Source organism: Streptomyces sp. NPDC059832, from assembly GCF_042731715.1.
In the GTDB taxonomy this organism is placed as follows: Bacteria; Actinomycetota; Actinomycetes; order Streptomycetales; family Streptomycetaceae; genus Streptomyces.
Map to the genome: position 1 here is coordinate 1 of NZ_JBHWIY010000057.1, position 12,567 is coordinate 12,567.

13 protein-coding genes and 2 pseudogenes are annotated in these 12,567 nt (G+C 69.7%); 11 read left to right on the forward strand and 4 right to left on the reverse strand.

Features of this window, described 5'->3' with window-relative positions; genetic code table 11:
• From ACFV8T_RS42565 to ACFV8T_RS42585, 5 genes and pseudogenes are all read left to right on the forward strand, one after another.
• A pseudogene (locus tag ACFV8T_RS42565) lies at positions 1–216 on the forward strand (crotonyl-CoA carboxylase/reductase); the annotation flags it as partial.
• A gap of 1 nt (position 217) precedes the next feature.
• Positions 218–2,230, forward strand: coding sequence for a protein meaA (locus ACFV8T_RS42570; RefSeq protein ID WP_385338502.1), 2,013 nt, complete (start codon positions 218–220; stop codon positions 2,228–2,230).
• Entirely contained in the window at positions 2,227–3,189 is a 963-nt protein-coding gene (locus ACFV8T_RS42575; RefSeq protein ID WP_385338505.1) for an HpcH/HpaI aldolase/citrate lyase family protein, read from the forward strand. The genes ACFV8T_RS42570 and ACFV8T_RS42575 overlap by 4 nt, the downstream gene beginning before the upstream one ends.
• A gap of 2 nt (positions 3,190–3,191) precedes the next feature.
• Positions 3,192–3,719 (forward strand): MaoC family dehydratase, encoded by a 528-nt coding sequence (locus ACFV8T_RS42580; protein WP_266429162.1) that lies wholly within the window; start codon positions 3,192–3,194, stop codon positions 3,717–3,719.
• A 2-nt stretch (positions 3,720–3,721) separates the two neighbouring features.
• Positions 3,722–4,927: an acyl-CoA dehydrogenase family protein gene (locus ACFV8T_RS42585; RefSeq protein WP_385338507.1), complete on the forward strand. Its 1,206-nt coding sequence runs from the start codon at positions 3,722–3,724 to the stop codon at positions 4,925–4,927.
• A 35-nt stretch (positions 4,928–4,962) separates the two neighbouring features.
• On the opposite strand, the gene ACFV8T_RS42590 is transcribed toward ACFV8T_RS42585, so the two are convergent.
• The gene (locus tag ACFV8T_RS42590) at positions 4,963–5,106 is read right to left on the reverse strand and encodes a hypothetical protein (protein ID WP_385338510.1); all 144 of its coding nucleotides are present in this window, start codon (positions 5,104–5,106) and stop codon (positions 4,963–4,965) included.
• Between the two features lie 2 nt (positions 5,107–5,108).
• Between ACFV8T_RS42590 and ACFV8T_RS42595 the strand changes: the two genes are divergently transcribed.
• A complete protein-coding gene (locus tag ACFV8T_RS42595; RefSeq protein WP_266429156.1) occupies positions 5,109–5,756 on the forward strand; it encodes a phosphatidylserine decarboxylase in 648 nt (215 codons plus the stop codon).
• Between the two features lie 22 nt (positions 5,757–5,778).
• The gene (gene pssA / locus ACFV8T_RS42600; RefSeq protein WP_176729170.1) at positions 5,779–6,600 is read left to right on the forward strand and encodes a CDP-diacylglycerol--serine O-phosphatidyltransferase; all 822 of its coding nucleotides are present in this window, start codon (positions 5,779–5,781) and stop codon (positions 6,598–6,600) included.
• Positions 6,601–6,735: 135 nt separating this feature from the next.
• Here pssA and ACFV8T_RS42605 read toward each other — a convergent pair whose 3' ends face one another.
• Entirely contained in the window at positions 6,736–7,257 is a 522-nt protein-coding gene (locus ACFV8T_RS42605) for a hypothetical protein (protein ID WP_385338512.1), read from the reverse strand.
• A gap of 354 nt (positions 7,258–7,611) precedes the next feature.
• On the opposite strand from ACFV8T_RS42605, the gene ACFV8T_RS42610 reads away from it, so the two are divergent.
• Positions 7,612–8,010 (forward strand): DUF6221 family protein, encoded by a 399-nt coding sequence (locus ACFV8T_RS42610; RefSeq protein ID WP_385338515.1) that lies wholly within the window; start codon positions 7,612–7,614, stop codon positions 8,008–8,010.
• 89 nt (positions 8,011–8,099) lie between these two features.
• Here ACFV8T_RS42610 and ACFV8T_RS42615 read toward each other — a convergent pair.
• Positions 8,100–8,354 (reverse strand): annotated as a pseudogene (locus ACFV8T_RS42615) (MFS transporter); the annotation flags it as partial.
• Between the two features lie 164 nt (positions 8,355–8,518).
• Between ACFV8T_RS42615 and ACFV8T_RS42620 the strand changes: the two are divergent.
• The 3 genes from ACFV8T_RS42620 to ACFV8T_RS42630 all read left to right on the forward strand — a co-directional run bounded on the left by ACFV8T_RS42620 (position 8,519) and on the right by ACFV8T_RS42630 (position 11,205).
• Positions 8,519–9,346, forward strand: a complete 828-nt coding sequence (locus ACFV8T_RS42620) for a PP2C family protein-serine/threonine phosphatase (protein ID WP_385338517.1) — start codon at positions 8,519–8,521, stop codon at positions 9,344–9,346.
• A gap of 180 nt (positions 9,347–9,526) precedes the next feature.
• On the forward strand, positions 9,527–10,483 hold the full coding sequence (locus ACFV8T_RS42625; protein ID WP_385338520.1) for an MASE1 domain-containing protein: 957 nt from the start codon (positions 9,527–9,529) through the stop codon (positions 10,481–10,483).
• A gap of 128 nt (positions 10,484–10,611) precedes the next feature.
• Entirely contained in the window at positions 10,612–11,205 is a 594-nt protein-coding gene (locus ACFV8T_RS42630; protein ID WP_385338524.1) for an SRPBCC family protein, read from the forward strand.
• Between the two features lie 133 nt (positions 11,206–11,338).
• Here ACFV8T_RS42630 and ACFV8T_RS42635 read toward each other — a convergent pair whose 3' ends face one another.
• Positions 11,339–12,454: a glycerate kinase gene (locus ACFV8T_RS42635; protein WP_385338527.1), complete on the reverse strand. Its 1,116-nt coding sequence runs from the start codon at positions 12,452–12,454 to the stop codon at positions 11,339–11,341.
• Positions 12,455–12,567 lie beyond the last annotated feature (113 nt).

Genomic DNA, 12,567 nt, shown 5'->3' on the forward strand with positions numbered 1-12,567 from the left:
ACGCTGTCCAAGGTCTACTCCCTGGAGGAGACCGGCCAGGCCGCGTACGACGTCCACCGCAACCTCCACCAGGGCAAGGTCGGCGTCCTCGCGCTGGCGCCGCGCGAGGGGCTGGGCGTGCGCGACCACGAGAAGCGCGCCCAGCACATCGACGCCATCAACCTGTTCCGTGACGCGTCGGCGGAGCGGACCGACAAGCACAGCAGGGACGTCTGAGATGAGCGGGCGTCAGAAGGACCGCCCGTGGCTCATGCGGACGTACGCCGGCCACTCGACCGCCGAGGCGTCCAACGAGCTCTACCGGCGCAACCTCGCCAAGGGCCAGACCGGCCTGTCGGTCGCCTTCGACCTGCCGACGCAGACGGGTTACGACCCCGACCACATCCTCGCCCGCGGCGAGGTCGGCCGGGTCGGCGTTCCCGTCTCGCACCTCGGTGACATGCGCCGGCTGTTCCAGGACATCCCCCTGGAGCAGATGAACACCTCGATGACGATCAACGCCACCGCGATGTGGCTGCTGGCGCTCTACCAGGTGGTCGCCGAGGAACAGGGCGCCGATCCCACGAAGCTCCAGGGCACCACGCAGAACGACATCGTCAAGGAGTACCTCTCGCGCGGGACGCACGTCTTCCCGCCCGGCCCCTCGCTGCGGCTGACCACCGACATGATCGCGTACACGGTCAACCGCATCCCGAAGTGGAACCCGATCAACATCTGCAGCTACCACCTGCAGGAGGCGGGGGCCACTCCGGTCCAGGAGATCGCGTACGCCATGTCGACGGCCATCGCGGTCCTGGACGCCGTGCGCGATTCCGGTCAGGTGCCCGAGGAGCGGTTCGGCGATGTGGTCGCGCGGATCTCCTTCTTCGTGAACGCGGGCGTCCGGTTCATCGAGGAGATGTGCAAGATGCGCGCCTTCGGCCGCATCTGGGACCAGGTCACCCGCGAGCGGTACGGCATCACCGATGCCAAGCAGCGCCGCTTCCGCTACGGCGTCCAGGTCAACTCGCTCGGGCTGACCGAGGCGCAGCCGGAGAACAACGTCCAGCGCATCGTCCTGGAGATGCTGGCCGTCACCCTCTCCAAGGACGCCCGCGCCCGCGCCGTCCAGCTGCCGGCGTGGAACGAGGCACTGGGGCTCCCCCGGCCCTGGGACCAGCAGTGGTCGCTCCGTATCCAGCAGGTGCTCGCGCACGAGAGCGATCTGCTGGAGTACGAGGACATCTTCGCCGGGTCGCACGTCATCGAGGCCAAGGTGGACGAGCTGGTCGCCGAGTCGCTCGCCGAGATCGACCGGATCGAGCGGATGGGCGGCGCCATGGCAGCCGTGGAGTCCGGCTATCTGAAGTCCGAGCTGGTCTCCTCGCACGCCGCCCGCCGGGCCCGGATCGAGGGCGGCGAGGAACGGATCGTCGGCGTCAACATCTACGAGACGACGGAGCCGAACCCGCTCACCGCGGACCTCGACGGGGCGATCATGACGGTCGACCCCGCCAATGAGGCCAGGGTCGTCGCCGCCCTGCACGACTGGCGCGACAACCGCGACGAGGCCCGTGCCACCGAGGCGCTGGCGGCGCTGAAGAAGGCCGCGGCGGGCAACGACAACATGATGGAAGCGACCGTGGAGTGCGCCCGCGCGGGTGTCACCACCGGCGAGTGGTCCTGGGCGCTGCGCGATGTCTTCGGCGAGTTCCGGGCCCCGACGGGCGTCTCGTCCGCGCCGGTCGCGGTGACCGCCGAGGCGGGCACCCCGCTCGCCCTGGTCCGCGAGAAGGTCGCCCGCACCGCGGCCGACCTGGGCGCCGGACGGCTGCGGCTGCTGGTCGGCAAGCCGGGCCTGGACGGACATTCCAACGGCGCCGAGCAGATCGCCGTGCGGGCCCGTGACGCCGGTTTCGAGGTCGTCTACCAGGGGATCAGGCTGACCCCCGAACAGATCGTCTCGGCCGCGCTCGCCGAGGACGTGCACTGCGTCGGCCTGTCGATCCTGTCCGGCTCGCACGCCGAGCTCGTACCGGACGTGCTCACCCGGCTGCGCGAGGCGGGCGCCGCCGACATCCCGGTCATCGCTGGCGGGATCATTCCGCCCGCCGACGCGTCGGCCCTGATCGGGGCCGGTGTCGCCGCCGTATTCACCCCGAAGGATTTCGGTATCACGGAGATCATCGGCCGTATCGTCGACGAGATCCGGAAAGCGAACAAGCTCGACCCTCTGGAGGTCCTCGCATGACTGCCGTCAACCGCCTGCGTCCGCGCCGTTCGTGCCTGGCAGTGCCCGGCTCGAACCCGCGGTTCCTGGAGAAGGCCCAGGGCCTCCCCGCCGACCAGGTCTTCCTCGACCTGGAGGACGCCTGCGCGCCGCTCGCCAAGGAGGGCGCCCGGCACACCATCGTCGACGCGCTGAACAACGGTGACTGGACGGGCAAGACCCGGGTCGTGCGGGTCAACGACTGGACCACGCACTGGACGTACCGCGACGTCGTCACGGTCGTCGAGGGCGCCGGCCAGAACCTCGACTGCATCATGCTGCCCAAGGTCCAGGACGCCCAGCAGGTCGTCGCCCTCGACCTGCTGCTGACCCAGATCGAGAAGACGATGGGCTTCGAGGTCGGGAAGATCGGCATCGAGGCGCAGATCGAGAACGCCAAGGGCCTGGTGAACATCGACGACATCGCCGCCGCCTCGCCCCGCCTGGAGACGCTGATCTTCGGCCCGGCCGACTTCATGGCGTCGATCAACATGAAGACCCTGGTCGTCGGTCAGCAGCCGCCCGGGTACGGCGCGGACGCGTACCACTACATCCTGATGCGCATTCTGATGGCGGCCCGTACGCACGACCTCCAGGCGATCGACGGTCCCTTCCTGCAGATCCGTGACGTGGACGCGTACCGCGAGGTCGCGGGCCGTGCGGCGGCGCTGGGCTTCGACGGCAAGTGGGTGCTCCACCCGGGCCAGGTCGACGCGGCCAACGAGGTGTTCTCGCCCTCGCAGGAGGACTACGACCACGCCGAGCTGATCCTCGACGCATACGAGTGGTGCACCTCCGAGGAGGGCGGCAAGAAGGGCTCGGCGATGCTCGGCGACGAGATGATCGACGAGGCGAGCCGCAAGATGGCCCTGGTCATCGCGGGCAAGGGCCGCGCGGCCGGTATGCAGCGCACCTCCAAGTTCGAAGCACCGGAGGCCTGATCATGCAGTTCGGGCGCACATACGAGGAGTTCGAGGTCGGTGCGGTCTACAAGCACTGGCCCGGGAAGACGGTCACCGAGTACGACGACCACCTCTTCTGTCTGCTGACCATGAATCATCACCCGTTGCACATGGACAGCAACTACGCGGAACGGACGACCGATTTCGGAAAGAATGTTGTCGTCGGCAACTACATCTACTCGCTGTTGCTCGGCATGTCCGTCCCGGACGTCTCCGGAAAGGCGATCGCCAATCTGGAGGTCGAGTCGCTGAAGCATGTCGCACCGACCTTCCACGGCGACACGATCTACGGCGAGACGACCGTTCTCGACAAGACTCCGTCGAAATCCAAGAGCGACCGCGGAATCGTCCACGTGGAGACCAAGGGCTACAAACAGGACGGGACACTCGTCTGCGTGTTCCGCCGCAAGGTGATGGTCCCCACCGAGACGTACATCAAGGAGCGCGGCGGCGAGCAGCCCGGCCGCCCGGAGCTGAACCAGCCTTCGCAGAAGAACGTGGAGAAGTAGCCATGACGCGACTCGCCCAGACCGCCGGCCTCAACGACGTCCAGCAGGAAATCCTCTCCACGGTCCGGGATTTCGTCGACAAGGAGATCATTCCGGTCGCCACCGCGTTGGAGCACCGTGACGAGTACCCCACCGAGATCGTCGAGGGGCTCAAGGAGCTCGGCCTGTTCGGACTGATGATCCCCGAGGAGTACGGGGGTCTGGGTGAGTCGCTTCTCACATACGCGCTGTGCGTGGAGGAAATCGCCCGCGGCTGGATGAGCGTGTCGGGAATCATCAACACGCACTTCATCGTGGCGTACATGCTGAAGCAGCACGGCACCCAGGAGCAGAAGGACACGTTCCTGCCGCGCATGGCGCTGGGCGAGGTCCGGGGCGCGTTCTCGATGTCCGAGCCGGCGCTGGGCTCGGACGTCTCGGCAATCACCTCCAAGGGCGTCAGGGACGGCGAGGAGTACGTCCTCGACGGCCAGAAGATGTGGCTGACGAACGGTGGCACGTCCTCGCTCGTCGCCGTTCTGTGCCGGAGTGACGAAGGCCACCCCGAGGGGACCGCCCCGCACAAGTCGATGACTACATTCCTGGTGGAGAAGGAGCCCGGTTTCGGCGAGGTCCGGCCCGGTCTCACCATTCCCGGCAAGATCGACAAAATGGGTTACAAGGGCGTCGACACGACCGAACTCATCATGGATGGGCTACGAATTCCGGCCAATCGGGTGCTGGGCGGCGCCACTGGTCGAGGGTTTTACCAAATGATGGACGGAGTCGAGGTCGGCCGGGTGAATGTGGCCGCGCGTGGCTGTGGCGTCGCACAGCGTGCATTCGAGTTGGGCGTTTCCTACGCCCAACAGCGCGAGACCTTCGGAAAGCCGATCGCCCAGCACCAGGCGATCCAGTTCAAGCTGGCCGAAATGGCCACCAAGGTCGAAGCCGCCCATGCGATGATGGTAAACGCAGCGCGCAAAAAGGACTCCGGGGAACGAAACGACCTGGAGGCAGGGATGGCGAAGTACCTCGCCTCCGAGTACTGCAAGGAAGTCGTCGAGGACGCCTTCCGTATCCACGGCGGTTACGGCTTCTCCAAGGAGTACGAGATCGAGCGCCTCTACCGGGAGGCCCCGATGCTGCTCATCGGTGAAGGTACCGCCGAGATCCAGAAAATGATCATCGGGCGCCGACTCCTCGAGGAGTACCGGTTCCAGGGGTGATTGTCCCTTTCGTGGCGATTTAGCCGCGAAGAAGATCACACCCTGTCATCCTCGGCCGGTGCCTTCAAGCCGTCCGACTCGGCTGCTGGCTTGCCCAGTTGTTGCCCGCAACCGATAACATCGCCGGAAAAGCCGCCGTCCCCCGTTGCCAGCGCGGCATCATCCGCTACGAAGGTCATCCATGCCCGACAGCCAAACCTCTGCACCACGCGGCGGGGTCCGCCTTGCGCGCGGAGCTTCGCCGTGGCTCCTCCCGACCGTCGCCACCGCGGCGCTCAGCCTCACCCGGGCCCGCAAGTCCGGACGCTGGGCCGCGGTCGCCGTGCCCACCACCGCGCTCGCGGCGGGCATGCTGTGGTTCTTCCGCGACCCCGAGCGCGAGATCACCCAGGGCCGGGTCATTTCGCCGGCCGACGGTGTGGTGCAGAGCATCATGCCGTGGAAGGACGGGCGCACCCGCGTCGCGATCTTCATGAGCCCGCTGAATGTCCACGTCAACCGTGCGCCCCTGGCCGGCACGGTGACGTCGGTCGAGCACATCCCCGGCGGGTTCGTTCCGGCGTTCAACAAGGAGAGCGAGAACAACGAGCGCGTTGTCTGGCACTTCGACACCGAGCTCGGCGACATCGAGATGGTGCAGATCGCAGGTGCGGTCGCCCGGCGCATCGTCCCGTACATCCCGCAGGGCACGAAGGTGGAACAGGGCGAGCGCATCGGTCTGATCCGCTTCGGCTCGCGGGTCGACATCTACCTTCCGGAAGGTGTCGATGTCGCGGTCGAGGTCGGCCAGGCCACCACCGCGGGGGTGACTCGAATTGACCGTGATTGATCCTGATACACAAGCAGGCTGGGTGCCCGAGTCGGAGTCCGAGGAGGACGCCGGCGAGGACATGCCGCTCTCTCTGCGGCTGTCGATAGCGGACACCCTGACTCTCGGTAACGCCACGTGCGGTTTCATGGCGGTGTACTTCACCACCACCGGAATCCTCATCCCGCACCTGACGGGCAGCGACGAGAGCGGCATGGCCCGGCACTCCGCGGCCACCGCCGTGATCCTGATGCTCCTGGCGGCGGTCTTCGACCTCTTCGACGGGCTCGTGGCGCGCAAGCTGCGCTCCTCGCCGATGGGTGCCGAGCTGGACAACCTCTCGGACCTGATCAGCTTCGGGCTCGCCCCGGCGTACTTCGTCCTGGTGTACGGCATGGTCGCGGACGACGCGCACCAGCGGGTGTCGGCGCTGGCGGCGATCGTGGTGCTGCTGGCGGTGGTGCTCAGGCTTGCGAGATTCTCGTGCGTGACCATGAAGGACGGCATGTTCCAGGGCATGCCGAGCCCCTTCGGAGCGCTCACGGTCGTCTCGATCGTGCTCCTGGAGCTGCCCTTCGTACCGACGCTGCTCGCGATCGTCGGGGTGGCGTGGCTGATGGTCAGCCGGGTCGAGTACCCGAAGCCGCGGGGCGTCCTCGCGGTGGCGATGCTCAGCTGGATCGTGGCCGCGATGGGGCTCCTCGCCGCGTGGGCGTTCGACGCCCCCGGCGGTCAGCTGCTCCTCCAGACCGGCTGTGCGCTCCAGGTGGTCCTCGGCGCGGTCATCCCGCTCTTCGCGACCGCCCGGCGGGTCAACACCTTCCGCGACAACCGACGTGAGGCACGGACGGCACAGCTGCCGTAGCGGCACGCAAGACACATATGGAAGGCCCCGGGTGCTCCCCAGCACCCGGGGCCTTCCGCATGCGGTGGGAGCTCGGGCAGCCGCCCCGCGAGGTCCCGCCGCACGGGGCTGTGTCTCAGCGCACGGGGCTGTGTCTCAGTTGGCGGGTTTCGCGTACCCGCTGCAGGCGAGCCCCTCGCCCCGGCGGCTGTTCCGCGTGACGTAGCTGAGCCCCTCCCGCACGGTGTCCGTGCTGAAGTGGACCGACTCGGGCGGCCGGACACCGATGTTCGCGCTGGGGCTGAACGCCAGATAGATCCCTATCGGCAGGAACAGCAGCGAGGCGGGTATCGCCAGGACCTGGAACAGGATGTTGCCGTCGGCGAAGCCGATGATCCACAGGGCCGCGACCACGCCCAGCAGGACGACGGCCGCGACCAGGGAGCGGGCCACCGGGCCACGGCGGAGGCGCTTGGTCGTCTCCAGGTCCTGGATGACGAACACGCCCTCCCGGCCGCACCGCCCGCACTTCAGGACGGCCCGCAGCTCGCCGGTGTCAGGGCGTCGTACCACGCACGTGGTCTCCCGCGTGTTGCTGCGCGTGAGGCCGGGCTCCTGTCTGATCTCCATCTGATGCACCATGGTGAGCTTGATCTGCTCCGGTACGGTCCACGACACTGGGTGCTCCTCAGCCCGGTCCATGAGACAGCGCCCTCTGCGGACGTGACCCGGATTGCGTCCACGGCCGGCTCCCGGCCGGCGTACGCGTGCCGGACAACCGTGCGCCGATCCCTCTCGAAAGGGATCGTGCCACAGACCGCCGTGCCCGGACCAGGGTCCACCGTTCCTGGTCAACTCGCCGATCGGGTAACGGCGTTGGACGGGCAGGTGCCCGGTGTCGGCTCGGCCCGAGGTGATCGGAAGCGGGGGCACAGTATGTTGGGGCCCCTGGGAGTTCGAGCGGGGCGTCCGTTCCGCGGTGGGCGCGGTCCCCGGGAACAAGGCCATGATGATGAAGGACTCCGAACCCCGATGACAGACAACTCCGACATGATCGACTTCGTTCGGGCACGCCTCGCCGAGGAGGAACGCATCGCGCAGGCGGCGGGCGGCGACAGCTGGCGGTGTCCGGCCGATGTCCCCGGCGAGGTCCACGACCGGTCCGGGGGCGTCGCGTTCAGCGTGCGGAATCTCGGTTTCGACCAGCACATCGCCTTCCAGGACCCCGCGCGCACGCTGCGCCGCATCGAGACGAGCAGGGTGCTCCTCGACGAGTACGCGGAGGTCGCCGACCTGGACGCCGACCGTCCCGAGTCCGACTTCCGGTCCGGCCGGGCCGTGGGGCTGGGATTCGCCGTACGGCAGCTGGCCGCGGAACACGCCGGCCACCCCGGGTACCGGGCCAGGTGGCTCCCCCGGTTCATCCAGTGACGGCCCCGCGTGGTCGGCGCCCGCCCCCGCGGGCACCGACCACACCTCTCAGCGCTGTGCGCCCCGGGAGGTGCCCCGGAGTCCGGCCCCGCCGCGAGGACGGCTCCCGGCAGGCAGAGGAGGCCCGTGACGAGCACGGCGGTGTGCACCCCGTTCATGAATGCCTGGCCGCCCCCCTCCACGACCGCCGCCCGGAGCCCGGCGGGCATGTCGGATGAGACGGGGGCGATGCCCATGGCCACCGCGTCCCCGGCCCGCTCCAGCCCGGCCGCGACACCCGCGGGGACGCCCGCCCCGGTCAGCGTGGCGCCGACCCGGCCGCTGATCAGCGCCGAGACAATAGATAGGCGGCCATAGGTATGTCAAAGGACGCTCTGGCGTGACGGGATGCCGGCCCCGGTGGCCGACCGCCTGCCACGGCCCTCCGCGCTCCTGCCACGGGCCCCCTGCGCACGGCGCCGGGAGGCTAAGGTTTCAGAAGGGGCGCATCGGACCGCCCAGGGACGCCATGCACCGACACCGCAGGGAACCGGACAACGCCCAGGAGCTTCTCCTCACCCTCGGGCGCCTTGTCGATCAGGCCCTGGAGAACATCAGGGTCCAGCGTGCCCGAGCCGAGCTCGGTCTGGCCCTGCAGCGGCACATGCTCCCCACCGGGCTGCCCGACTTCCCGGGCCTCCGCATCGGGGCCCGGTACGCACCCTCGCAGGACGGCCTGGCCGTCGGCGGCGACTTCTACGACGCGTTCGCGATGCGGGACGGGGCGGCGGGGATCGCCATCGGCGATGTGCAGGGGCACGGGGTGGAGGCCGCCGCCTTCATGGGCGAGGCCCGCGCCAGCCTCAGGGCGCTCGCCAGCATCACGGTCGACCCCGGCAGGGTGCTGGCCTGCGCCAACGATCTGCTGATCTCGCTGGGCGGCGATCTGTTCACGACCTGCTGCCTGCTGAGCGTCGCACCGCAGAGCGGCGAGCTGTCCGTGGCACGGGCCGGACACGTACCGATCGTATGGGGCGCCGATGACGGCGGCTCCGGCATCTTCCTCGACGCCGGCGGGATGCCCCTGGGCATCCTGCGCGACCAGCGGTACCCCGTGACCCGTCGTCGGCTGGAGCAGCCCGGGTACCTGGTCCTGGTGACCGACGGGGTCGTGGAGGGACCTTCGTACCCGATCGACGAGGGGCTCGCCGCGGTGTCGGAGGTGGTCGGCGCGGCGCACGGAGCCGATCCGGGCGAACTGGCCGCGCGGGTCATCGAGGTGGCGGACCTGACCGGCCACGAGGACGACGCCGCGGTGCTCGTCGTCCGCTTCGACGGTGTGCCGGGAGCGGCCTGAGGGGACGGGGCGGGACGCGGTCCGTGCGGTGTGGCGGGCGGCGCGGATGCCGGTGAAGCGGGTGCGGGTACCGGTGACGCGGGTGCGGGCACCATCGGCGCGGGGGCCGGAACGTACCCCGTTCGCAGCCTTCATCGGCGCGATGTCGGCGCGCCCGCCCCGGCGGCACGCAGTGGCGTGGTGTCTGATGCTGCTGTGGTGGACAGCGCACGGCTCCGGCGGCAGACGGCCAAGCTTCTGACGGTCCTCGCGGTGGCCGTCTGTTACTACGCGACGGCCCGCCTGGGCCTGCTCCAGCAACTGGTACGCGGTCAGGTCACCCCGCTGTGGCCGCCGACCGGGATCGCGGTCGCGGCACTGCTCGTGTTCGGTGTGCGCATCTGGCCCGGCATCGCTCTCGGCGCTCTCACGGCCAACATCACCATCGGGCCTTCCATTCTGCCCGTGCTGGTCATCGCCGCCGGGAACACGGTCGCCCCGATCTGTTCCTACCTGCTGCTGCGGCGTGCGGAATTCCGCAACGAACTCGACCGGCTGCGGGACGCGCTGGCGCTGGTCTTCCTGGGTGCGCTGTCAGGCATGCTGATCAGCGCGACCGTGGGCACCGGCATCCTGGCCCTCTCGGGCGCGATCCGGGCCTCCGACTTCTGGCCGACCTGGTCGGTCTGGTGGACGGGCGACGCCATGGGCGTCATGGTCGTGACACCGTTCCTGCTCGTCCTGCGCAGAGCCCGCCGGCCGCACGACGTCGGCCCGGCCAGGTGGGCGGAGGCCGCCGCGCTGGGAGTGTGCACCGTGGCCGTCACCGTGCTGGTGACCGACACCGCGGGTGCTTCGCTGCTCTTTCTCGTGTTCCCGTTCCTGATCTGGGCCGCCTTCCGCTTCGAGCGCGCCGGCGCCGCGTGCTGCGCGCTGGGCGTGTCCACGCTCGCGATCCTCGCCGCCGGGCGGATGACCGGCCCTTTCGCCCACCACGGCCTGCTCACCAACATGATCACTCTCCAGGCCTTCAACGGCTCCGCCGCGCTCACCGCCCTGCTGCTGGCGGCGGTCGTCACCGAGCGGAACAGCACATACCGCGAAATCAAGCGGCTCTGCGTGCAACTCTCCGAGAAGGTGACCAGACAGGGCCCATGAGTCACTCCATCGGTCCTGCGACGGGTGCGAGAACCTGCCATCCGAAGCAGGCTGATGGTCGACGGCACCGCGACGAGGGCAACCGGACGCCGAAACTCGGGCGGACGGGCGCCGTAAGAGGTGGAGCCATGCCCCATGTGTCTGCGAATGTCCATGTGTCCCGCCCCGCCGACGAGATCTTCTCGTTCCTCCGGGATCCGCGGAACCTGGCCGAGTGGTCCTCGAGCATAGACCGGGTGATCGAGGGCCCGATCGCCACCGAGCTGGGTGACGAGTACACCTGCAAGTTTCCGGGCAGACGACGGGCGCACCGCCTCCGGTGCACCGCGAGCACACCCGTCGAGTACCTGGCCTTCCGCGGTGCGGGCATGTGGACGCCACTGGGCCGCCACTCGCCGGAGCTGGAGTTCCGGCTGAGTCCGAGCCGCCAGGGCACGACCGTCACCGTTTCGGTCAAGCCCCATCTGGACGGCGGCATGATAATTCTCGCGCCGTTCGTGACGATGGCCTGGCGCCGGGACCTGCCTTCCGAACTCCGGTGCCTGGCCGATCTGCTGGGCGACGGGGCCACCGTGGAGTCGGATGCGGGCGATCCGGGTGCCGCGGGGGACGGTCGGGACGCGGGTGCCGCGGGGGACGGTCGGGACGCAGGGGACGGTCAGGACGCGGGTGACGGTCAGGACACGGCGCCCTCCGTGGGGTGGCCGGGACAGCCGGAGTGACCAGGGGCGGGCAGGGGTGGGTTCCGCTGCGCGGAGCCGTCCCCTGCCCATCCCTTCCCGAAACCGGGCCCGGTCCCTCGTTGTGTCCTCAATCGCCGGACGGGCTTGATCGCCATGAGCCCGGCACGGCGGGCTACAGCAGGAAGTCTCGGGCGAGCGCCTCGGATGCCCGTTCCAGCAGCGGTCCCGCCTGGGCCATGGAGACCGCGGGGTCCGGTTCCAGGTCCGCGAGGGCGTACGCGCGGCTGATGCCCGCCGCGGTCAGGGCCTCCGGCGACAGGGTCAACCGGCCGCAGACCGCCACGACCTCGGTCCCCGCGGCGCGGGCCGCCGCCGCCACTCCGGCCGGGGCCTTGCCGTGCAGGGTCTGCTCGTCGAGCGAACCCTCCCCCGTGATCACCAGGGTGGCGCGCGCCAGTGCCGGGGCGAAGCCGAGGACATCGAGCATGATCTCGATGCCGGGGCGGAACCGGGCGCCGAGGGCGACCAGCGCCCCGTAGCCGATGCCGCCCGCCGCTCCCGCTCCGGGCAGCGCGGCATGGTCCGGGCCGAGCAGGGACGCGTAATGGGTGAGCGCCTCGTCGAGGGTCGCGATGTCCTCTTCGGTCGCGCCCTTCTGCCTGCCGTAGACCTCGGGGGCGCCCTTCGGGCCGGTCAGCGGGTTGTCCACGTCGCTGGCGAGGATCAGGTCCACCTCGGCCAGTCGCGGATCGAGTCCGGACAGGTCCGCCTCCGCCAGCTCGGCGAGGCCACCGCCACCGGGTCCGACGGGCTTGCCGTCCGCGTCCAGGAAGCGGGCGCCGAGCGCGGCCAGCATGCCCGCGCCGCCGTCCGTGGTCGCGCTGCCGCCGACGCCGAACACGATCGTCCGGGCACCCGCGTCGAGCGCGGCGGCGAGCAGCTCGCCGGAGCCGTACGTCGTGGCCGTGAGCGGGGCGAACACCCCTGCGGGCAGGTGCTGGAGGCCCGAGGCCTCGGCCATCTCCACCACCGCCGTGGTGCCGCGCAGCGCGTACGCCGCGGTCACCGGATCCCCGAGCGGCCCGGTCACCCGCGCCTCGCGGCGCTCGAATCCCGCGGCCACCGCCGCCGCCACCGTGCCGTCGCCGCCGTCCGCCACGGGCAGGGTCTCGACCCGCACCTCGGGGACGACCCGCCGCAGCCCGGCCGTCACCCGCTCCGCGACCTGTACGGCCGTGAGCGAGCCCTTGAACTTGTCCGCCGCGACGAGCACGCGTGCGGTCTCCATCACTGCTCCGTCCGCCACCTTGCATCCCTTGCTTTCGAACAGGCAGTCGCGCCGCCCCCGACCCTATCCGCAGCGGATACCCGCTGCCCAGAGCCGTCGTCGCTCCGCTTGTG